Source organism: Streptomyces sp. NBC_01439 (genome assembly GCF_036227605.1).
Lineage (GTDB): Bacteria > Actinomycetota > Actinomycetes > Streptomycetales > Streptomycetaceae > Streptomyces.
Map to the genome: position 1 here is coordinate 9,003,300 of NZ_CP109487.1, position 21,753 is coordinate 9,025,052.

General features: G+C 71.8%; 20 protein-coding genes. 11 read left to right on the forward strand and 9 right to left on the reverse strand.

From position 1 onward, the window contains the following. Window positions 1-55: 55 nt before the first annotated feature. The 4 genes from OG207_RS41040 (at window position 56) to OG207_RS41055 (ending at window position 2,381) form a co-directional block, all read left to right on the forward strand. On the forward strand, window positions 56-439 hold the full coding sequence (locus tag OG207_RS41040) for a PRC-barrel domain-containing protein (protein ID WP_329106411.1): 384 nt from the start codon (window positions 56-58) through the stop codon (window positions 437-439). Window positions 440-589: 150 nt separating this feature from the next. After that, window positions 590-745, forward strand: coding sequence for a DUF6131 family protein (locus OG207_RS41045; protein ID WP_329106413.1), 156 nt, complete (start codon window positions 590-592; stop codon window positions 743-745). Between the two features lie 121 nt (window positions 746-866). Next, complete coding sequence (locus OG207_RS41050; protein ID WP_329106415.1) at window positions 867-1,040, forward strand: CsbD family protein; 174 nt, start codon at window positions 867-869, stop codon at window positions 1,038-1,040. Between the two features lie 216 nt (window positions 1,041-1,256). Continuing rightward, entirely contained in the window at window positions 1,257-2,381 is a 1,125-nt protein-coding gene (locus OG207_RS41055; protein ID WP_329106417.1) for a glutamate--cysteine ligase, read from the forward strand. A gap of 24 nt (window positions 2,382-2,405) precedes the next feature. On the opposite strand, the gene OG207_RS41060 is transcribed toward OG207_RS41055, so the two are convergent. The 7 genes from OG207_RS41060 to OG207_RS41090 form a co-directional block, all read right to left on the reverse strand. After that, on the reverse strand, window positions 2,406-3,230 hold the full coding sequence (locus tag OG207_RS41060; protein WP_329106419.1) for a DUF1206 domain-containing protein: 825 nt from the start codon (window positions 3,228-3,230) through the stop codon (window positions 2,406-2,408). A gap of 5 nt (window positions 3,231-3,235) precedes the next feature. Next, complete coding sequence (locus OG207_RS41065; protein WP_329106421.1) at window positions 3,236-3,673, reverse strand: SRPBCC family protein; 438 nt, start codon at window positions 3,671-3,673, stop codon at window positions 3,236-3,238. Window positions 3,674-3,905: 232 nt separating this feature from the next. Next, on the reverse strand, window positions 3,906-4,028 hold the full coding sequence (locus OG207_RS41070) for a hypothetical protein (RefSeq protein WP_329106423.1): 123 nt from the start codon (window positions 4,026-4,028) through the stop codon (window positions 3,906-3,908). Window positions 4,029-4,126: 98 nt separating this feature from the next. After that, entirely contained in the window at window positions 4,127-4,591 is a 465-nt protein-coding gene (locus OG207_RS41075; RefSeq protein WP_329106425.1) for an ATP-binding protein, read from the reverse strand. Window positions 4,592-4,706: 115 nt separating this feature from the next. Next, complete coding sequence (locus tag OG207_RS41080) at window positions 4,707-5,687, reverse strand: sensor histidine kinase (protein ID WP_329106427.1); 981 nt, start codon at window positions 5,685-5,687, stop codon at window positions 4,707-4,709. After that, on the reverse strand, window positions 5,684-6,130 hold the full coding sequence (locus OG207_RS41085; RefSeq protein WP_329106429.1) for an STAS domain-containing protein: 447 nt from the start codon (window positions 6,128-6,130) through the stop codon (window positions 5,684-5,686). Before OG207_RS41085 ends, OG207_RS41080 begins: the two co-directional genes overlap by 4 nt. Window positions 6,131-6,139: 9 nt before the next feature. Next, window positions 6,140-7,066 carry a SigB/SigF/SigG family RNA polymerase sigma factor gene (locus OG207_RS41090; protein ID WP_329106431.1) on the reverse strand — a complete coding sequence of 309 codons (927 nt, stop codon included), beginning with the start codon at window positions 7,064-7,066 and terminating at the stop codon, window positions 6,140-6,142. 222 nt (window positions 7,067-7,288) lie between these two features. Here OG207_RS41090 and OG207_RS41095 point away from each other — a divergent pair, with 222 nt between their 5' ends. From OG207_RS41095 to OG207_RS41110, 4 genes are all read left to right on the forward strand, one after another. Continuing rightward, a complete protein-coding gene (locus tag OG207_RS41095; protein ID WP_329106433.1) occupies window positions 7,289-7,636 on the forward strand; it encodes an STAS domain-containing protein in 348 nt (115 codons plus the stop codon). Between the two features lie 214 nt (window positions 7,637-7,850). Continuing rightward, window positions 7,851-11,879: a HAMP domain-containing protein gene (locus OG207_RS41100; protein WP_329106435.1), complete on the forward strand. Its 4,029-nt coding sequence runs from the start codon at window positions 7,851-7,853 to the stop codon at window positions 11,877-11,879. Between the two features lie 134 nt (window positions 11,880-12,013). Beyond that, window positions 12,014-14,380, forward strand: a complete 2,367-nt coding sequence (locus tag OG207_RS41105; protein WP_329106437.1) for a SpoIIE family protein phosphatase — start codon at window positions 12,014-12,016, stop codon at window positions 14,378-14,380. A 67-nt stretch (window positions 14,381-14,447) separates the two neighbouring features. Next, window positions 14,448-15,005 carry a YbaK/EbsC family protein gene (locus tag OG207_RS41110; RefSeq protein WP_329106440.1) on the forward strand — a complete coding sequence of 186 codons (558 nt, stop codon included), beginning with the start codon at window positions 14,448-14,450 and terminating at the stop codon, window positions 15,003-15,005. A 3-nt stretch (window positions 15,006-15,008) separates the two neighbouring features. Here the strand turns inward: OG207_RS41110 and OG207_RS41115 are convergent, their stop codons facing one another. Beyond that, window positions 15,009-15,716 (reverse strand): intradiol ring-cleavage dioxygenase, encoded by a 708-nt coding sequence (locus tag OG207_RS41115; protein WP_329106441.1) that lies wholly within the window; start codon window positions 15,714-15,716, stop codon window positions 15,009-15,011. Between the two features lie 228 nt (window positions 15,717-15,944). On the opposite strand from OG207_RS41115, the gene OG207_RS41120 reads away from it, so the two are divergent. Then, entirely contained in the window at window positions 15,945-16,469 is a 525-nt protein-coding gene (locus tag OG207_RS41120; protein ID WP_329106444.1) for a VOC family protein, read from the forward strand. Window positions 16,470-16,570: 101 nt separating this feature from the next. On the opposite strand, the gene OG207_RS41125 is transcribed toward OG207_RS41120, so the two are convergent. Further along, window positions 16,571-17,554, reverse strand: coding sequence for a hypothetical protein (locus OG207_RS41125; RefSeq protein ID WP_329106446.1), 984 nt, complete (start codon window positions 17,552-17,554; stop codon window positions 16,571-16,573). Window positions 17,555-18,343: 789 nt separating this feature from the next. On the opposite strand from OG207_RS41125, the gene OG207_RS41130 reads away from it, so the two are divergent. Together OG207_RS41130 and rox are read left to right on the forward strand one after the other, a co-directional pair. Next, window positions 18,344-19,915, forward strand: coding sequence for a S8 family peptidase (locus OG207_RS41130; protein WP_329106449.1), 1,572 nt, complete (start codon window positions 18,344-18,346; stop codon window positions 19,913-19,915). Between the two features lie 328 nt (window positions 19,916-20,243). Then, complete coding sequence (rox, locus tag OG207_RS41135; RefSeq protein ID WP_329106451.1) at window positions 20,244-21,671, forward strand: rifampin monooxygenase; 1,428 nt, start codon at window positions 20,244-20,246, stop codon at window positions 21,669-21,671. The last annotated feature ends 82 nt before the right edge of the window (window positions 21,672-21,753 follow it).

Below are 21,753 nucleotides of genomic sequence, written 5' to 3' on the forward strand. Positions count from 1 at the left end.
GGTCGGTCCGGAACGCGGCGCGGCGGGTCAACCCCACCGGGAGGAGTTGTTTCGCGTGACTGAGCATGTGTGGAGCTTCCGGCCGCCATCGGCTCACCTGACCTGGGCCGATCTCACCGGATACACGGTCGAGGCGACCGACGGTCACATCGGGAAGGTCGACAAGCACTCCTACGACGTGGGTGATGCCTACCTGGTCGTCGACACCGGGGTGTGGATCTTCGGCAAGGAGGTGCTCCTCCCGGCGAGCACCGTGTCCCGGATCGACCTGGAGGAGGAGAAGGTCTACGTGAACGCCGACAAGGACCGGATCAAGAACGCCCCCGAGTTCCACCGGGAGAAGCACCTCCGGGACCGCGGCTACCGGGAGGAAGTCGGTAGCTACTACGGCATCACGTGGCTGCCGGGCGAAGGCCCGGTCGGCAGCCACCGCGGATGAGAACCGTGCCCGCGACGCGGCGGGAATTCCCGTCGTTGAAAATCGGCCGGCAGAGAACCGGTAAAGGCAGAATTCGAGGGTAGACGCCCTATGAGACGCCCCGGCGGACCCAACTGTTCCGTCGAATTCCGAATCGGGAACGAGGACACCATGATTCTTGTCGGGCTTATCCTACTGCTCGTCGGATTTTTCACCGGGATCTCCATTCTGTGGACCATCGGCATCATCCTGCTGGTGGTCGGTGCGGTGCTGTGGATCCTCGGCTCGGTCGGGCACGCCGTCGGCGGCCGACGCCACTACTACTGACCGGGAGGCCCTACGCCGCACGAGGGACGCCGGGGCCCGGACTTCGGCCCTCGCCATTCCGGTCGGATGAAAAACGCACGTAGTCCCATTTCCGTTCCGATTCCCCAGGGAGTGATCAGCCGTGTCGGACAAGGAGAAGAGCCGCTCCAAGGTTGAACAGGCCAAGGGAAAGCTCAAGGAGACAGCAGGACGCGCGGTGGGTAACGAACGCCTGACCGCGGAGGGCCGGGCCGAAAAGGCCAAGGGCGATGCCCGTCAGGCCAAGGAGAAGATGAAGGATGTCTTCAAGCGCTGACGCGCACCAGGTTTTCGCCGAGGTCCCGCACCCGTGGTTGGGGTGCGGGACCTCGGCACGTGCACGGCGCTGCGTCCGTGACGGCGGATGCATGGAACCGCGTTACGTGTGAACGTGAGACGGCAAGGTTTCCGCGGGTGCGTGCGGCATCGGGGTGCTCACCTCGAACGCGGCCACCTGTATCGATCTGAACCCGGGAGCGATGGGCGGCGGCGGATGCGAAGCGTGGGAGTGGAAGAAGAGCTGTTGCTGGTCGACGCTGCCACCGGTGAGCCGCTGGCAGTCTCGGGCACGGTCCTGGCAGCGGCGGACCACTGTACGGGGGAGTGCTCCAAGGGCGGGGGAGCGAAGGAGCACGTCTTCGAGAAGGAGCTCCAGAGGGAGCAGGTGGAGTTCGGCACCAAACCGGTGACGGAGATGGGCGAGCTCCGGGAAGAGATCGTCCGGTGGCGCACGGAGGCGGCCCGGCACGCGGCCTCCGCCGGAGCCCTCGTGGCGGCCCTCGGCACGTCGCCCCTACCCGTACGGCCCTCACGGAGCGCCGGGCAGCGGTACGAATGGATCGCCGAGCAGTTCGGCCTGACCGCGCAGGAACAGCTCACCTGTGGATGCCACGTCCACGTCTCGGTCGAGTCGGACGAGGAGGGCGTGGCCGTCCTGGACCGGATCCGACCCTGGCTCGCCGTGCTGATCGCGATGAGCGCGAATTCCCCCTTCTGGCAGGGCACGGACAGCGGCTACGGAAGCTACCGGAGCCGGGTGTGGAACCGGTTGCCCTCGGCCGGGCCGGTGGACGTCTTCGGGTCCGCCGACCGCTACCACGCGCAGGTCCGCACGATGGTGGACACCGGCGTGCTGCACGACGAAAGAATGATCTATTTCGACGCCCGCCTGTCGGCCGTCTACCCCACGGTGGAGATCCGGGTCGCGGACGTGTGCCTGGAGGCGGGGACCACGGTGCTCCTGGCCGCCCTCGTCCGCGCGCTGGTGGAAACGGCCGCCCGGGCTTGGCGGGCGGGGGAACCGCCGCCACGGATCGATACGGGCCTGCTGCGACTGGCCGGCTGGCGGGCCGGGCGGTCGGGGCTGGATGGACCGCTACTGCATCCCCTGACGATGCGGGAAACCGCTCCCGCCACCGCCGTACGGGCCCTCCACGAGCACGTCCGCCAGGCGCTCGTCGATCACGGCGACGAGGAACGGGTGAGTGCGGAGATCGCCACCCTCCTGGAACGGGGCAACGGGGCCCGTGCCCAACGCGCGTTGTTGACCGAGCGGGGCGATCTCGCCGGCGTGGTCCTGGGCTGCGCGGACACGACGACGGCCACACCCGCCTTCTGAGACCAGCGGCCCGCCCGCACGGGATCAGACCTCGCGCCACCGGGCCATCGCCCAGGAGAAGGCCCCGAAGAGCATCAGCCCGAGGGCGACCGCGACCAGTAGCCACGGCCCCGCCGGCGTCAGGGCGAAGGACCTGAGGGTGTCGTCGGTGCCCTTCGCCTGCGCCGGGTCGTAGCGCACGGCGGCATGCACGACGAAACCGCCGGCCGCCGCGAACAGGGTGCCCCGGGCCAGGCCGCCGGTCACCCCGAGCAGACCGACGGCCGCGCGCCAACGCGCCGAGACCCCGCCCATGGCGAGGTGCTTGCGGAAGCTGCGCCGCGCAGCCTGCACCGCGATCACCGCGCCCGCGACGGCGATCCCGAGCCCGGCCGCGCCCACCAGCCACTGGCCGGCGGGCAGGTCCAGCGCCCGCGCCGTCGTGTCGCGGGACTGCTGGTCCCCGGAGCGCCCGTCCCCGCCCGCCGCGTACGACAGGACGGAGAAGGCGACCGCGGCATAGAAGACGGTCCGGCCCGCCGAGGCCAGCCGCTTCACCGGCTTGTTCCCCTCGGGTCCGGCCGCGCCGAACACCGCCTCCGACAGGCGCCACAGCACCATGCCGACCAGCCCGATGCCCACGGCCCAGACCAGGACGCCGCCGAAGGGCCTTCCCATGAGCTCCTCGAGGGCGCCCTGGCGGTCGGCCTCCTTGCCACCGGGATCACCCGAGGCCACGCGCAGGGCCAGCATTCCGACCAGCGCGTACAGCACCCCGCGGGCCAGCAGCCCGCAGCGCGCCGCGACTTCCCGGCCCCCGCCACCGCGGGACGCGGCCCGGAGGCCGCTGCTCGGTCGGCCGCTCCCCATCGCGGTCAGACCTCGCCCCGCCAGGCACCCGTCTCGGCTCCGCGGGACTCGATGAACAGCTTGAACCGCTTCATGTCCCCGGCGACCCGGCGCTTGACGAAGCCGAGTTTGTCGGCGGCGCCCTCGGGCACCCAGTTCATGTGCAGGACGATCTTGGTGGTGGTCGCGTCGATCGGCTCGAAGGTCACCAGCCCGGCCTGGCGCGGCTCCCCGCCCACCGTCATCCACGCGACGCGGCGGTCCGGGAACTGCTCGGTGATCTGCGCGTCGAACTCGCGCCGCACGCCGTTCACGTTCGTCACCCAGTGGGTGAGCGTGTTCGTGCGCTGTTCGATGCGTTCGACCCCCTCCATGAACGCGGGGAACTCCTCGAACTGCGTCCACTGGTTGTAGGCCGTCCGTGCCGGAACGTTGACCTCGACGTACTCCTCGACGTGCGACATGCGTACCCCTTCCGTGTCGTCGGCGGCCCCGCTCCGCGTCCCGCGATGCCGGTCACCGCCGCCAGGACCCTGTAGGACCGCGGCCGCACGCGGTGCCCGGGGGGACGGGACACCGGCGTGCGGCCGCGGATCTCGGCGGGTCGCCGCCCCGCTCGAAACGGCGACCCGCCGACATCTACGCGTCTGGCCCCGAATCGAAGGCTCAAACAGAGCCGGGGGAACGAATTCAGGCCTACCGGTGCCGGGCCAGGCTGTGGAGCAGGACGAGGAGGGCGAACGCGATGACGGCCAGATGGAGCCAGGCGGGGCCGGGTGCCACGGTCAGGGCCAGCGAGTCGAGCGCGTGGGATGTCATACCGCACGCCTGCCCCCGTCAGGTGGAACGAAGCTCGGGCACGGGGACGGGGCGCGGGGCGGTCCGGTGGTACGGGCGGCCCTCGCGCATCGGCCGGGTCAGAGCCCCGCGGATCTGCCCGAGGTCAGCCGTGACGCCTCGATCTCGGCCCAGACGGCCTTGCCCTCCGCGTGGGTGTGCGTGCCCCAGCGATCGGAGACGCGCTCCACGATGTAGAGGCCGTGGCCGCCCGGCAGGGCACGCTGCGGGGACGGGTGGCGGCGGGGCGGCGTCGTCGTGCCGTCGAACACCTCGATCCGCAGGACCTCGCCGGCCGAGAGCGCGAGCTCGATGCAACCACCCGCATGCAGGGACGCGTTGGTCAGCAGCTCGGACACCAGGAGCAGGGCGTCCTCGGACGTCTCGGTCCCGCCCCAACCCCAGTCGAGCAGGGCCTGGCGCGTGAAGTCGCGGCCCTTGGCCACGGGTCCGCGTACGCCGGCCAGGGCGAGCCGACGGCGCTGCCCCGCGACGGAAAGCCCGGCAGGCCTACGATCGCCGGTTTCCGGCCCGATCGTTTCCACTGTGGTCTTTCACCCCCACCGTTGACATTGGTCTCTGTTCGCGGGAACGAACAGGCCCCGTGGGGCCGAGGACGCCCGAATGCGCGAGTGACAGTCTAAGGGGACCGCCGGCCACTCAGAAGATTGTCATGTGCAGTCTCAGAGTGAAACCGGCGTCCGAGGCGCGGATCTCCACCAAGTCGCACAGTTGGTGGATCATCCACAGGCCGCGGCCGCCGTCGACCGATGCCAGGGAGGGACGGCGGCGCCCCGCCAACGGGTCGGCGAGGTGACCGCCGTCGCGGATCTCCGCGACGACCTCGGTCCCGGCACCCGTACTGGCACCCGTACCGGATCCGGCGGTGCTCCACAGCCGGAGCGCGCCGCTCCCGCCTCCGTGGGAGAGGGAGTTGGCGGCGGCCTCCCCGACCGCCAGGACGAGGTCGCCGCGCCGCGCCGCGCTCAGGGCCGTGCCGAGGGCGAAGGCCTCGGCGTACGCGCGTACCTCGCCCAGCTGCCCGTGGGCGTAGGCGAGCCAGGGCGCACCGCCGTCGGGCTCGGGCAGGGGGGCGTCGCAGTCGGCGCCGACCGACGGGGCGTCCGCGTAGTCCGGGCTCGGCAGGGCCTTGCCGTCCTCCAGCAGCGTGGGATGCGTGCGCCGGGCATCGGACACCACGGCGGCCGATAGGCCGAGGACGTCGTACGGGCACAGGACGGTGGCCCGCCTCCCCGCGAAGGCGGTGTTGATGAGCGCCTCGTGGCGCGTGGCCTCCAGCACCTCGGCCCGTGAGCGGCCGGGCCAGATCGGCTCGCCCACGATCCGGGCCGGTCGGTCCGGGTGTCGGTCGGCGAACTCCTGCAGGGCGGCCAGGATGCGGCCGGGATTGCGGCCCAGGTCCGTCATGTCCGTCCAGGTCACCTCGGACGCGGCGATGCCGAGGTCTTCGCGCAGGACGTCCAGCAGCGGGCCGGGCACGGCCACGAGCACCGGCTCGTCGGCCGCGAGGGCGGCCCGTACGAACCCGCCCACGCCCGCCAGGTAATCCGCCTGACCCCGGTAGAAGAGGGCGGGGTGGACGAAGGCCCCGGAGGCGCCGGACGCAGGAAAACGGATCATGCTGCGACCTCCAGCGCGGCGCATTCGTCCGGGAACATCTCCACGAGCTTGCGGAGCGAGTATGGCGGGTGGTGGAGCAGCAGGCGACGCCCCTGGCCGGTCACGGTGGCGTTGGCCTGCACCAGGGCGGCGACGGCGGCCGTGTCCAGGAAGGCCACGGCGGAGAGGTCGAGATGGACGACCGGGCCGGGGATCCGGGTGACGACGCGGAGCGCCGCGCCCAGGATCGCCCGGGTGTCGAGGTCACAGCTGCCGCTCAGCAGGGCACCGGGACGGTCGCGCAACGGGTGGGCGGTCAGCGTCGCCGCCGTACCCGTTGCGGCGTTGGCGCTCCGCACGACCGCGTCCGCCCACATCCCGTCCTCGTAGAGCGCTTGTGCGCCGACGGACGGGACGAGAGGGACGGACGGGACGGGTCCGTCGTGCCGGTGGGGTGAGGGCATGCCCGCGGCCTACACCGAAAGCATTCCGGCGCGCAGCCGGGCCAGGGTCCGCGACAGCAGGCGCGAGACCTGCATCTGGGAGATGCCCAGTTCCGCGCCGATCTCCGCCTGCGTCCGGTCCTCGCCGAAGCGCATCCGCAGGATCGTCCGGTCGCGCTCGTCCAGCTGCTCCAGGAGGGGCGCGAGGGTGTGGAACTCCTCGAAGAGCTCCATGGCGGGATCGACCTCACCGAGCCGGTCCGCCAGCGGACGCGTCGTCCGGCTCGTCGTCGTCGACGGCTCGTCGCCCTCGGCGCAGGTGTCCAGGGAACCGCTCGTATAGCCGTTCGCGGCGACCAGCCCTTCGACGACCTGTTCCTCGGTCAGCTCGAGGTGCTGGGCGACCTCCTTGACCGTGGGGGACCGTCCCAGCAGCTCGGTCAGGGCCTCCTGGGCCCTGGCGAGCTCCGTACGCCGTTCCTGCAGACGGCGCGGGACGTGCACCGCCCAGGTCGTGTCACGGAAGTAGCGCTTGATCTCGCCGGTGATGTAAGGCAGGGCCAGGGTGGAGAACTCGACCTCGCGTTCGGGCTCGTAGCGGTCGATGGCCTTGATGAGACCGATGGTCCCCACCTGGATGATGTCGTCCATGTCCAGACCCCCGCCCAACACACGGGAGCGGAAGCGCCGCGCGGCGAACTGAACCAGCGACAGGTTCATCTCGATCAGGGTGTTGCGGGCGTACTGGTACTCGCGTGTGCCCTCTTCCAGGACGCCGAGCTGGAGGAAGAAGAGCTTCGACAACTCGCGCGCGTCGGCGGGTGCCATCTCCCGGGCGTTCTTCACCTCGGGCAGTTCCACGTCCTGCCGTGGCGCTTCCACGGCGCCGGGCACAGCGGGCGTCAGGTACGCGTCTGTTGCACGAATGGGGCCTGCGACGGTGGCCGAGCGAGACATGGTGGCCGTTCCCTCCCGATTGACTGACGGCTGCTCGGGCGCTTGTGCCCCGACTTCACGCCCTTACTCGTCCCTCGCCGAAAAACTTCTCCGCGACTGCCGCCGATGAGGTGGCGCCGGCCTCCGGGTAGGTGTGCCGTGGGGCTCGGCGTCCTCGATCGGCCGGCGAGCAGGCATACTCCCTTGCGGAAGCCGTACAGGTGACGATCCGGGGAGGCGGACATGACCGGAGCAGGGGACGCGAACCACCAAGGCGTCGTCGGGGACGGCTACCTGGCCGGATCCGGGTGGGTGGTGGCGGCGCACGGGGAGCTCGACCAGGACACGCTGGCCCCGCTCCAGGAGGCGCTCGCCTCGGCCGCGGACCGGCACGGGTTGGTGGTCCTGGACGCCGGTTCCATCACCTTCGGAGACTCCTCGTTCCTGAACCTGCTGCTGCGGATGCACCACCTCACCACGCTGCGCATCGCCGCCCCGGGCGAACAACTCCGCCGGCTCTTCGCCCTGACGGGCGCCGACACGGTCCTCTCCCTCCACCCGAGCGTCGAGGACGCCGTCGGCGTGACGTGAGGGCACGTTCGGCCCGCACCCCGCCGATCGTCGCCCGCCCTGCCGCCCTGCCGCAGCACTGCCGTACTGTCGTCCCGCCGTCCGTCACCCGCGACCGGGTGATCAGGCGCGCTGCCGTCGACGATAGCCTTCGTCACCGGTCGTGCGGCGATGGCGGATCCCATCACGTCCCGTCCCGTGCCGGCACGGTCGTTGTCTAGAGTGAGGTTGACGGATGGCTGAGCGGACGGTCACGCAGGCACCGGGCGGGTCACCGGCGTTCCCCGGCGAGGCCGGGATCGGCGAATCGGAACTGCGCCAGCTGCTGGCCGGACTGACGGCCGTACGGGACGGGGACTTTCGTACCCGGCTGCCCGATTCGGCGGACGGGCTGCTCGGCGAGATCGCCACCGTCTTCAACGGGATGGCCGACCAACTGTCGCTGTTCACGTCCGAGGTGACCCGGGTCGCCCGTGAGGTGGGCACCGAGGGAACGCTCGGCGGCCAGGCGGACGTGCCGGGAGTCGGGGGCGCCTGGCTGGACCTCACGGATTCGGTCAACTTCATGGCCGGAAACCTCACGGCCCAGGTCCGCTCCATCGCCCAGGTCGCCACGGCCGTGGCCAAGGGCGACCTCTCGCAGAAGATCAACGTCACCGCGCGCGGGGAGATCCTCGAGCTGAAGGAGACCATCAACACGATGGTCGACCAGCTGTCCGCCTTCGCCGGAGAGGTCACCCGGGTTGCCCGGGAGGTCGGCACCGAGGGGCGGCTCGGCGGTCAGGCGGACGTCAAGGACGTGTCCGGCACCTGGAAGGACCTCACCGAGTCGGTCAACGTCATGGCCGACAACCTGACCGCCCAGGTGCGCTCGATCGCCGAGGTCACCACCGCGGTGGCCCAGGGCGATCTGACGCAGAAGATCCGGGTGGACGCGCGGGGCGAGATCCTGGAGCTGAAGGAGACCATCAACACGATGGTCGACCAGCTCTCCGCCTTCGCCGACGAGGTGACCCGGGTGGCCCGCGAGGTCGGCACCGAAGGCAACCTGGGCGGCCAGGCCACGGTCCGCGGGGTGTCCGGCACGTGGAAGGACCTCACCGACAACGTCAACGTCATGGCGTCCAACCTGACGGGCCAGGTACGTTCCATCGCCCAGGTGGCCACCGCCGTCGCCCGCGGAGACCTCTCGCAGAAGATCATGGTGGAGGCGAAGGGCGAGGTCGCCGCGCTGGCCGGCGTCATCAACACGATGGTCGACACGCTGTCCGCGTTCGCCGACGAGGTGACCCGCGTGGCCCGTGAGGTCGGCACCGAGGGCCGGCTCGGCGGCCAGGCACAGGTTCCCCACGTCGCGGGCACCTGGAAGGACCTCACCGACAACGTCAACTCCATGGCGAACAACCTCACCGGCCAGGTCCGCAACATCGCGCTCGTCACGACTGCCGTCGCCAACGGAGACCTGTCCAAGAAGATCGACGTGGACGCGCGCGGGGAGATCCTGGAGCTGAAGACCACCATCAACACGATGGTCGACCAGCTCTCCTCCTTCGCCGCCGAAGTCACCCGCGTCGCCCGCGAGGTCGGCAGCGAGGGGCGACTCGGCGGCCAGGCCGAGGTCGAGGGCGTCTCCGGCACGTGGAAGCGGCTGACCGAGAACGTCAACGAGCTGGCCGGCAACCTCACCCGCCAGGTCCGGGCCATCGCCGAGGTCGCCAGCGCGGTCGCCGAGGGCGACCTGACCCGCTCGATCACCGTCGACGCCTCGGGCGAGGTCGCCGAGCTCAAGGACAACATCAACTCCATGGTCGGTTCGCTGCGGGAGAGCACCCGGGCCAATCAGGAGCAGGACTGGCTCAAGTCCAACCTGGCCCGGATCTCCGGCTTGATGCAGGGCCATCGGGACCTCGCCGCCGTCGCGGAACTCGTCATGGACGAACTGACGCCGCTCGTCGCCGCCCAGTACGGGGCCTTCTACCTCGCCGAGGACGGCCCCGCCGGCCCCCTGCTCATCCTGGTCGGCTCCTACGGCCGCCCCGCGGGCACCGGTGAGGGCACCGGCTTCGCCCTCGGGGAGTCCCTCGTGGGGCAGGCCGCGCGCAGCCACCGGACCATCGCCACCGACCAGGTCCCCGCCGGCTACGTCATCTCCTCGGGGCTCGGCCACACCACCCCGGGCAGCTTGATCATCCTGCCCATCGTCGTGGAGGACCAGGTCCTCGGGGTGATCGAGCTCGCCTCCTTCTCCGCCTTCACCCCCGTGCACCGGGACTTCCTCGGCCAGTTGATGGAGACCATCGGCGTCAACCTCAACACCATCGTCGCCAACGCCCGCACCGACGAACTCCTGGAGGAGTCCCAGCGCCTGACCGGGGAGCTCCAGGCACGTTCCGAGGAACTGCAGGTCCAGCAGGTGGAACTGCAGCGCTCCAACGCGGAGCTGGAGGAGAAGGCGGCCCTCCTCGCCAGCCAGAACAGCGACATCGAGGCCAAGAACCTGGAGATCGAACAGGCTCGGCAGGAACTGGAGGACCGGGCACGGCAGTTGTCGCGCGCCTCCACCTACAAGTCCGAGTTCCTGGCCAACATGAGCCACGAGCTGCGGACCCCGCTCAACAGCCTCCTCATCCTCGCCCAGCTGCTCGCCCAGAACCCGACCCGCAACCTCTCCCCGAAACAGGTCGAGTACGCGGGCATCATCCACTCGGCGGGCTCGGACCTGCTCCAGCTGATCAACGACATCCTCGACCTCTCGAAGGTCGAGGCGGGGAAGATGGACGTCAACCCCGAGCGGGTGGACCTGCCGCAGCTGCTGGAGTACGTCGAAGCCACCTTCCGCCCGCTGACCACGCAGAAGAGCCTCGACTTCACCGTCACCACCGCCCCCGACGCCCCGGCCGACCTGCTCACCGACGACGCGCGCCTGCGCCAGATCCTGCGCAACCTGCTCTCCAACGCGGTCAAGTTCACCGAGCGCGGCGGCGTCGAGCTGCGGATCGAACCCGCGGGGCCGGCCGAGGTCCCCGCCGGGCTCCCCGGCCGCGCGCCCCTGCTCGCCTTCCGGGTACGGGACACGGGCATCGGCATCCCGGAGCAGCAGCTGGAGTCCGTCTTCGGCGCCTTCCAGCAGGCCGACGGCACCACCAGCCGCAAGTACGGCGGCACCGGGCTCGGGCTCTCCATCAGCCGCGAGATCGCCCAACTCCTCGGCGGCGCCGTCATCGCGGAGAGCACACCGGGCCAGGGCAGCACCTTCACCCTCTACCTGCCGGTCAGCCGGGCGGACTACGAGGAGGAACCCCTCCCCGAGGACCCCGCGGCGGCCCGACACGCCGGCGTCACCGGACGTCCCGTACCGGCCGACGCCATCAGCGCCGCAGCCGCGGTCCCGCCGCAGCGCCGGGCCCGACGCCTCCTGGTGATCGAGGAGCGCCCCCACGGCCTGCTCTCCCTCGTCGCCGAGAGCGCCGACCGGGACCTGGCCCCCGATCACCTGCCACCGGGGGGACACCGCGAGGGCGTCCAGGTGGTCAACGCCACGAGCTCGAGGGAAGCCGCCGCCGCGCTGGCCTCGCACTCCTTCCACTGCGTCGTCCTCGAACTCGACATGCCCGGCGGCGAGGCCCTGCGCTTCCTCGACGCGCTCGACGGAGACCCGGCGCTCTCCTCCCTCCCGGTCCTCGCGCACAACAACCCCCGCCCGAAGACCGGGCAGGACCGGGCCTTGCGGGACCGGGCCGCGTCGCGCCGGCTGGAACTGCTGTCGAGTCTGGACGAGCTCAGGGAACGCATCGTGCTGCACCTGTCCGCCGAGCGACCGGGGGACGTCCTGCCCCTCGTCCACGAGGAGGCACAGGACCGGCAGACCGCCCATCCCCTCGACGACGACCTGGCCGGCCGCACCGTCCTCGTCGTCGACGACGACGCGCGCAACCTGTTCGCCCTCAGCGGGGTGCTGGAACTGCACGGTGTCCGCGTCCTGCACGCGGAGGACGGCCGCAAGGGGATCGACACCCTCATCCGCAACGAGGGCGTCGACCTGATCCTGATGGACGTGATGATGCCGGAACTGGACGGCTACGCGGCGACCGCCGAGATCCGGCGGATGCCGGCCTACGCGGGGCTGCCCATCATCGCGGTCACCGCCAAGGCGATGCCGGGCGACCGCGAGAAGAGCCTCGCGGCCGGAGCGAGCGACTACGTGACCAAGCCGGTCGACGCCGACGACCTCATCGCCCGCGTCCGGCACTGGCTCACCGGATGACCCCGGGCACACGACGGCACGACGACGCCCGCCCGCCGGGAACGGCCGCCGGAACGGCTGCGGGAACGGCCGCGGGAACGGTTCCGGGAACACCCGTGGGACCGTTCCCGGGAGGAGTCCCGGGAACAGCCGCCATGGAGCCGTCCCAAAACCCGGCCCCGCACCCTGCGCCGAGCCCCCTCGGACGCCTGGTCGCCACCGTCGAGCGGCTGCGCCGCGAGGTGCGGGCGGCGCACGCCGCCGCGGACGGCAGGGCCCTGATCGAGCTGGCCAAGGGCATCCTGATCGGACAGTTGAGCTGCACCCCCGCCGCGGCGGCACGCCAGCTCGACGAACTGTCCCGCGAGACCGGGCTGTCCGCGCTCGAACTCGCCGCCGACATCGTCAACCAGGCCTCCCGCGACCACGTCAGCGAGGTCGCCGCCGCGTTCACCCGGCGCACCGGCGTGCCGGAACCGGCCGAGGGGTCCACCACGGTCTCCGTACGGCTGCGCACGGCCGAGAGCGGGGTGCTGGCCGCCGCCGACGACACCCAGGCGGTGGCCGAGTCCCTCCTGACGAACGCCCTCGGGCCCCTGGGCGCCGTCGCCGTCGCCGTCTGGAGCGCGGCCCCCGACGGCTCCCTGGCCCTCGCGGGCCACGCCGGCTTCCCGCCCGGGGAAGCCGCGCGCTGGCGCCACGTCCCCCCGGGCGTCTCCACCGTCGCCCGACTCGCCCTGAACGAGCGCCGACTGGTCACCCTCACCCGGCTCCAGCAGAACGGACCTCCCTCGATCGGACACCTCCAGCGGCCCGACGGCGGACGGATGGCCGTACCGGCCGGGACCGGCGGACGGATCCACGGCGTCCTCGAAATTTGCTGGCCGCAGCCCCTGGCGCCGCAACCCCCGCAGATCGAGCGCCAGGTCGAGGCCCTCGCCGAACTCTGCGCCCGCACCATGGACGCCCCGCCCACCGGCGATCCCGGCACGCTCGACACGGTGCTCCCGGACGTTGCGGAGCTGATCGACCTCTCCGAGGGCCTGCACGACCCCGCCGTGGTCCTCACCCCGGTGCTCGACCACGAGGGACGGCTGACCGACTTCCGCATCCGCCACGCCAGCAGCCGGTTCGTCGATCCCGCCGGGCGGCCGCGCGGCGACGTGAACGGCGCGCTGCTGCTGGAGGCCTATCCGATGGCCGGGGGCGAGAGCGGGCTCTTCGACATCGTCGAGCGCGTGCACGCGACGGGCGAACCCTTCCGCGCCGAACGCATGAGCCTGACCGCGCTCGTCGACCAGATCCCCCTCACCTCGGTCGCGGACATCAGCGTCAGCCGCCACGGCGCCGCCGTCCTGCTGATCTGGCGCGTCGAGGACGAGACGGCACGACTGGCCGACCTCCTCCAGCACGCCCAGCGGCTCGGCCGGATCGGCGGCTTCGAGGAGAACCTCGTCACCGGCGCGATCACCTGGAACGCGGAGCTGTACGCGCTGCACGGACTGCCGGCCACCGCCCCGCCCGTGCGGCTGCGGGAACTGCCCGGCTACGCCCACCCCGACGACTCCGTCGCCCTGGACCGCTTCCTTCGGGCCGTGCTGCGCTACCGCCGCCCGTCCTCCGTCAACCTTCGCCTGCGCAGGCCGGACGGCATCACCCGGCACATCCGCGTCGTCGCCGAGCCCGTCCTGGACGCCGACCAACGGCTCCACGCCGTCCGCGGCGCCTACCAGGACATCTCCGCACAACACTGGACCGAGGTCGCCCTGGCCGCGACCCGGGACCAACTCGCCCACACCGAGGCCGAATCCGCCGAACGCAACCGCCTCGCCCTGCAGCTCCAGCACGCGATCATGCCCCCCACCCCGCCGGCCGTCGAAGCACCCGGTCTGCGCGTCGCCGTCCGCTACCGGCCGGCGGAGACCGAGTCCCTCGTCGGCGGCGACTGGTACGACACCGTGGTCCTTCCCTCCGGACTGGTCCTGCTCTCCGTGGGCGACGTCGCCGGACACGGCATCGAGGCGGCCACCGGCATGGTCGTCCTGCGCAACGCGCTGCGCGGCCTCGCCGTCACCGGAGCGGGCCCCGCCCAGCTGCTGTCCTGGCTCAACACGGTCACCCACCACCTCGCCAAACACGTGACGGCCACCGCGGTCTGCGGGATCTTCGACCCCAGCACCAGGGTGCTGCGATGGGCACGAGCCGGGCACCTGCCTCCCGTACTCGTCCGCGGTGGCGAGGCCGAAGCCTTCCCGCTTATCGGGGGCCTGCTCCTCGGTGCGCTCCCCGAAGTGACGTACACCGAGCGGGAGGTGCGGCTCGAACCGGACGACACCCTGCTGATGTACACGGACGGGCTGGTGGAGCGGCGGGACTCCTCGGTGCAGGACTCCCTCGGCCACCTCATGAACGCGGCGGCCGCCGGCGCCGGAGACCTGGACCGGAAGCTGGACCGCCTCCTCGCCGAGAGCCGGTCCGACACGGACGACGACACGTGCGTCATCGGAATCCAGGTCGGCTGACGGCACGGGCCGCGCACGGGCTGACGACGCCGGCCGCCGGGCCGTGGACGGGTGCTAGCGTGCGGACATGCGCGCTCCCCTCGGGTCCTTCGACAACGCGGTGCCGGCTCCGGACTGCCTCGCGGAACTCGCCCCGCCCGTCGCCGAAGCGGTCCGCCGCTGGGCCGGTGACGTGCCCGCCGACCAGATCGTCTACGTGGACACCGACCCCGCGATCGCCGACACCAGTGCCTTCGTCGCCCACTACGGGCCGGAGCTCATCGACCGGTCGGCGAACTGCGTGGTCGTCGCCGCCAAGCGCGGGGGCGCGGTCACCCTCGCAGCCTGCCTCGTGCCCTCCGCCGGCCGGGTCGACGTCAACGGCGCCGTCCGGCGCCACCTGGGCGCGCGCAAAGTGTCGTTCGCGCCGATGGAGACGGCCGTGGAGCTGACGGCCATGGAGTACGGGGGCATCACCCCGCTCGGCCTGCCGGAGGGCTGGCCGCTCCTGGTGGACGCGGCGGTCGCCGACATGCCGTACGTACTCGTCGGCAGCGGACGTCGGCGAGGCAAGTTGATCGCACCCGGGAAGCTGTTCGCGCAGATCCCGGGGGCCGATCTGATCGAGGGCCTCGCGCTCCTGTGACGCTCAGGCGATCCCCACGGTGTACGCGGCGCGGTAGCCGTCTCCGTCGGGGACGAGGGCCAGTGTCATCGCGGACCCCGAGGCGCGGTAGCGGCTGTCGCGGGCATTGGGGTGCTTGGGCGCGCGGCGCTGCGCGTACGGCGGGCGCGCGTACACCCGGACCAGGAGGTCCTCGGGGAAGAAGAACTGCGAGGTCGTCTCGGTGCGGCGGTCGGGACGCACCTTGAAGTGGATGTGCGGAGCCAGCCCCGCGTACCAGCCGGGCACGATCGTGCGGAACGTACTGCGGCCGGCTCCGTCCGTGACCTGCGTACCCCGTAGGAAGGTGGCTCCGCCGGTGGAGTAGGCGCCCGAGGCGTCGGCGTGCCAGATGTCGACCGCGGCGTCGGTGACCGGCCGACAGCCCGCCGAGGCCCGTACGACGGTCAGGTCCAGCCGGAACGGCACGCCGCCACGGCCCTCCGTGATGTCGGAGCGGACCCGGTCCAGGTCCAGGTAGTAGGGGCCGGCGCCGGCCTCCACGGCGAGCACGCAGGGCGGCGTACTGCCACCGGGCGACGGCTCGGGGGACGGTGACGCGGAGGGCTGTCCTGCCGCTCCCCGCGTCCCGGTCGGGCCGGAGCAGGCCGCCGCAAGGGCCGCGACCCCGGCCGATCCGGCGGCCAGCAGGAGGCCCCGGCGGCTGGTCGGGGAACTGCCGTTCTCGGTCATGCGAACCTCTCCCGCGCGCTGCGCGACCGACGCACGGGCGCACGGGCGCACGACGGCCACCGATCGCGCCCACCGTGCCGGACCGAAGGCGTCCCGGCCACCACCGACACGCCCGGCCGGGCAGACCGCACCGCCGTGGGGGATCGGAGCGCGAACGAGGACGAGAACCGGCCTCGTTCGCGCCTACGGTGGTGCCGTCACCAGGAGCGACAGGAGAGGAAGGGACCGATGGACCACTTCGCCCCCGAGGGGTACACCAGCGTCGCGCCGTGGGTCGTCACCGACGACACGGGCGCGCTGCTCGACTTCATCGCCGCGGCGTTCGACGGCGAGGAGATCGCCCGGGTCGCGGTCGCAGACGGCAGCATCGGTCACGGAGAGATCCGGGTCGGCGACACGGTCGTGCTGGCCTTCGACCGGCGGCCCGACTGGCCGGTGACGCCCTCCATGCTGCGGATCTACGTGCGCGACGCGGACGCCGCCATGGCCGCAGCCGTCGCCCACGGAGCGCGCGTGGTCACCGAGGCCTCCGACAGCGCGTGGGGGGACCGAGGGGGCCGGGTGAGGGACCCGTTCGGCAACATCTGGTGGGTGATGAGCCGGGTCGAGGAGGTCGCGCCGGACGAGGCCTGGCGGCGCATGTCCGAGCCGAAGTACGCCGCATCCATGCGCACGGCCCAACAGACCCTGGACGCCGAACTCAGCGGCCGAGCCTCCGGCGTGGCCAGCACCCCGCAGCGGCCGACCAGCTAGGCCGTCTCTTCCGGATCTTGTCGGCCTAGCCCGCACCCGGGCCGGCCGGTCAAGGCTGTTCGGCCGCGGGGACCGGCGGCGGGAGACCGTCCAGCACGCACTCAAGTCCCCGGCCGGGCAGCGGCGTCGCCCCGGGCACGGGGCTCGGCGGCTCGGGACCGGGGGCGGACGAGCGTCCGCAGCATCGTCGCGCCCGCCACCACCGCACACGCGTGCAGCGTCACTGCGACGGCGAGGTTCTCGGGCGGGCGCGCGCCGACCGGTTCGGCCCACGCCAGGTACAGGGTGATGGGCACCTTCCATCCGCTCCATGCGAACAGCGAACCCGACCCGACCCAGCCGAACACCAGGGGCAGCCAGCGCGGCAAGCGGGCGGGTCGTGCCCGGGCGATCATCCCGACGGCGGCCGAGGCGGCCAGTGCCCAGAACCCGGAGACCGCCCCCAGCACGTACCAGTCGGCGTTCCGTTCGACCGGGTGCGCGAGGCCCGCCGTGCCGCCGGCCGCCCAGTACAGCCAGAGCAGCCCGACCACCGCACCGACGACGGCAGCCCGGGGCAGGGCCGTGCGCGGACCCTCGCCGACCCGCCCGGTGAACGCGTCCGGCCAGCGGCGCCGCAGGTACGCCGGGACCGCGAGGGTCAGCCCCAGCCCCATCCCCACGAAGCCGAACTGGACCAGTACGCCCTCCCAGACCGGCATGGCCGGATCGGCCGGATCGCCAGGACTCCCGCCTCCGCCGCCCGGTGCGTCGCCGCCCGTGTCCAGGAGCGCACCGAGCACGCCGAACGGGAGGATCGAGACGAGGAACCCCGACCCCACCCACGCGCAGAACGCGACCAGCGCCCCCGGTATCCGCATGCCCCACGGTCGTACCAGCGCGAGCGCCAGGGCGATTCCGATCGCGGCCATACCGATCGTGACGGTGTTGAGCACCACCCACTCCGCCTTGCCGAACCCGCTGCCGACCGGCAGCAGCCCCATGAGCGACCCCACCACCCAGGACACCTTGATCAGCAGGTACGGCAGCAGCGCCAGTGCCGCCCCGTACGCGGCTCGCCGCCCGACCCGGTCCCACCGTTCCACCCGAACTCTCCTTCCACCAGCTGGAGTCCCATCCTCGAAGGCGGCTCCGGGCCGCCGCATCGGCCGCCCGTCGCACCCGCCTCCCCCGTCCGGGGGAGGCGGGGGGATACCACGGGACCACCGGGCCGGACCGGGCGATGAGCGCGGGCACGAAAATTTCACAACTCGCCGCAGACCGTCCGCGGTAGGCGGCCGGGCGCATTCCCGCGGGGTCGCCGCCGCCCGTCGGGTCCGGCTCCGGAGCCCGGCCGCAGGGGCGGGTCCGGGAGCGGCGGGCCCCCGGCCGTCGCTCGGCGGCCTCGGCACGAGGAGTTCCCGATTGGCGTGAACCCGCCCGGTCTGCGGCGCGGCCGAGGCGGGCCCCTCCTCCAGGGCCGCCGAGAACGTCCCAGGCCGCGGCGGCCGGCCCCGTGCTGCGGCAGCGAGTCCGCCCCCGCGGCCGGTCCGGGCCCCGCGGCCGGGTCCGGCGGGAAATCGCAGTCCTGGGCGGAGCCGTGTACCGGGCGGGACCCGGGCGCCGTCCTCGGGCCGGTGTGCAGGCCCGGCTCGAGGACGGCCCGACCGGGCCGTGCCTACGTCATGTGCGGAGCACCTTTGCTCAATCATGACCGGCGCATGGCGGGGATGTTACGCGTCCGTGGGCCCCCTTGTGGGTGCGACAGGGCTGGGTCAACCTTTCGTAGGCGACAGCCAATCGGGCTTCGCATTGTCATGGCCATGCCTGAATCCATGACTCCGTCAGGTCGCTGCTCCACCCCGCAGCGTCCACCCAGAGGAGGACCCCCCCACATGTCCGTGATGCGTCACACCCGCCGGAGGCTCGCCGGCATCAGCGCGACCGCAGTCGCCGCCCTCGCACTCGGTGCGGCCGCTGCTTTACCCGCCTCGGCGGCCGACCACGGCGCGCAGGGAGTGATCGAGAACGCCGGTGCCGCCGGAACCGTCTCCGGCAGCTACATCGTGACCTTGAAGGACTCCGCAGCACGCTCCACCGCCGACAGCGGCAAGGCCGTCGCGAAGCGGTACGGCGCGAAGATCGACAAGACCTACAGCGCCGCCCTCAACGGCTACTCCGTCGAGGTCTCCGAGGTCCAGGCGAAGAAGCTCGCCGCCGACCCGGCGGTCAAGTCCGTCGTGCAGAACCGCGTCTTCACCGTCGACGCGACCCAGCCCAACCCGCCGTCGTGGGGCCTGGACCGCATCGACCAGCGCGCGCTCCCGCTCAACCAGAGCTACACCTACCCGGACAAGGCCGGCGAGGGCGTCACCGCCTACATCATCGACACCGGTGTCCGCATCACGCACCAGGACTTCGGCAGCCGCGCCTCCTACGGCTACGACGCCATCGACAACGACAACACCGCCCAGGACGGCCACGGCCACGGCACGCACGTCGCCGGAACCGTCGCGGGCGGCGCGTACGGCGTGGCCAAGAAGGCCAAGATCGTCGGCGTCCGCGTGCTCGACAACAACGGCAGCGGCACGACGGCCCAGGTCGTCGCGGGCATCGACTGGGTGACCCGCAATGCCGTCAAGCCGGCCGTGGCCAACATGTCGCTCGGCGGCGGAGCGGACTCCGCGCTCGACACGGCCGTGCGCAACTCCATCGCCTCCGGCATCACCTACGGCGTCGCCGCGGGCAACGAGTCCACCAACGCCTCGACGAAGTCCCCGGCGCGCGTGGCCGAGGCCATCACGGTCGGCGCAACCACCAACACCGACGCCAAGGCCAGCTACTCCAACTACGGCACCGTCCTCGACATCTTCGCGCCGGGCTCCTCCATCACCTCCTCGTGGGGCACCGGGGACTCGGCCACCAACACCATCTCCGGAACCTCGATGGCTACCCCGCACGTGGTCGGCGCGGCAGCGCTGTACCTGGCGCAGAACCCGGCCAGCACGCCCGCCCAGGTCCGCGACGGCCTGGTGGCCGCAGCTACCCCCAACGTGGTGACCAGCCCCGGCACGGGCTCCCCGAACCTGCTGCTCAACGTGGGTGAAGGCGGCACCGTCCCGCCCGGCAAGCGGTTCGAGAACACCGCCGACTACGCGATCAACGACAACGCCACCGTCGAGTCCCCCGTCACCGTGGCCGGGGTCGAGGGCAACGCCCCGGCGTCACTGGCCGTCGCGGTCGACATCAAGCACACCTACATCGGTGACCTCAAGGTGGACCTGGTCGCGCCCGACGGCACCGTCTACACCCTGCACAACCGTACCGGCGGCAGCGCGGACAACATCATCAAGACCTTCACGGTCAACGCCTCCGCGGAGGTGGCGGGCGGGGTGTGGAAGCTCCGCGTGAACGACAACGCGAACGTCGACACCGGCAAGATCGACTCGTGGGCGCTCCAGTTCTGAGACCGGGGAACGGCGCGTGACTTCTGAGCCGCGATGAACGGGCGGGGGCGACCACAGGGCGGTCGCCCCCGCTGCGTTGCGTCTCCGCCGCGTTTCGTCCGTGCGGCAAAAAGAAAAGGCAAGGAGGTTGAGCACTCCTTGCCACTCTCAAGATATAGCGCACCGGGGGCCTTGCGGCAAGACCCTGGTCATGGAGCAGAATCTCCGATCGACGCCAGAACCTGCCGAGATCAGGGATTCGTGACGTACGTACGGCCGGGCCGACGTACGGGCCCGCGGGGACGCGGGGCGGCTGGCGGGACACCACCTTGTCTCATGGGGGATATTGATGATTGACGTGATCGTCGTCGGCGGCGGACCGACCGGTCTGATGCTGGCTTGCGAGTTGCGGCTGCACGGTGTGAACGTGCTCGTGCTGGAGAAGGAGACGGAGCCGACTCCGCAGGTCCGCGCGCTCGGCCTCCACGTGCGCAGCATCGAAGTGTTGGCCCAGCGCGGCCTGTTGGACCGGTTCCTCGCGCACGGCCAGCGCTACGAGGTCGGCGGCTTCTTCGCCGGCCTCGGTACGTCGTGGCCCGAGCGGATGGACACCGCCCACTCGTACGTCCTCGGCATCCCCCAGACGATCACCGATCGCCTGCTGGCCGAGCGCGCCGCCGAGCTCGGCACCGAGATCCGGCGCGGCTGCGAACTGGTCGGGCTGAGCCAGGACGAGGACGGGGTGGGCGTCGAGCTGGCCGATGGTACGCGGCTGCGCTCGCGCCACCTCGTCGGTTGCGACGGCGGCCGCAGTACGGTGCGCAAGCTGCTCGGCGTCGGCTTCCCCGGCGAGCCCTCCCGGGTCGAGACGCTGCTGGGCGAGATGGAGTTGACCGCCGACCCCGAGACGCTGGCCGCCGTGATGGCCGAAGTGCGCAAGACGCAGCAGCGGTTCGGCGCGGCGCCCTTCGGGAACGGGGTGTACCGCGTCGTCGTGCCCGCCGAGGGGGTGGCGCAGGACCGGGCCGTTCCACCGACCTTCGCGGAGTTCAAGCAACGGCTGCGGGACGTCGGAGGCACCGACTTCGGCGCGCACTCACCGCGCTGGCTGTCGCGGTTCGGCGACGCCACCCGGCAGGCCGAGCGCTACCGGGTCGGCCGGGTGCTGCTGGCCGGAGACGCGGCGCACATCCACCCGCCGACCGGTGGCCAGGGCCTCAACCTCGGCGTCCAGGACGCCTTCAACCTCGGCTGGAAACTCGCCGCCGAGGTGGGCGGCTGGGCGCCGGAGGGGCTGCTGGACAGCTACGAGGCCGAACGGCACCCGGTGGCCGCTGACGTGTTGGACAACACCCGCGCGCAGATGGAGCTCATGTCCACGGAGCCCGGCCCCCGGGCAGTGCGCCGACTGCTGTCCGAGCTGGTGCAGTTCGAGGACGTCAACCGGTACCTGATCGAGAAGATCACCGCCATCGGGCTCCGCTACGACTTCGGCGAGGGCCACGAACTGCTCGGCCGGCGGATGCGGGACCTCACGCTGAAGCAGGGGAGCCTCTACGAGCTGATGCACGAAGGCCGCGGACTGCTGCTGGACCAGACGGGCCGGCTCTCGGTGGCGGGTTGGACGGACCGCGTCGACCACGTCGTCGACGTCAGCGAGGAACTGGACGTGCCCGCGGTGCTGCTGAGGCCGGACGGCCATGTGGCGTGGGTCGGCGACGATCAGCAGGACCTGCTCGACCGGTTGCCCACGTGGTTCGGCACCGCCGCGGACTAGGTTCTGATGCGGACTGGTCATTTTCGGCCATGCGTGCCGAGAATGACCGTCCGAGATCGACCGTCCCGACATCCGGGCGTCC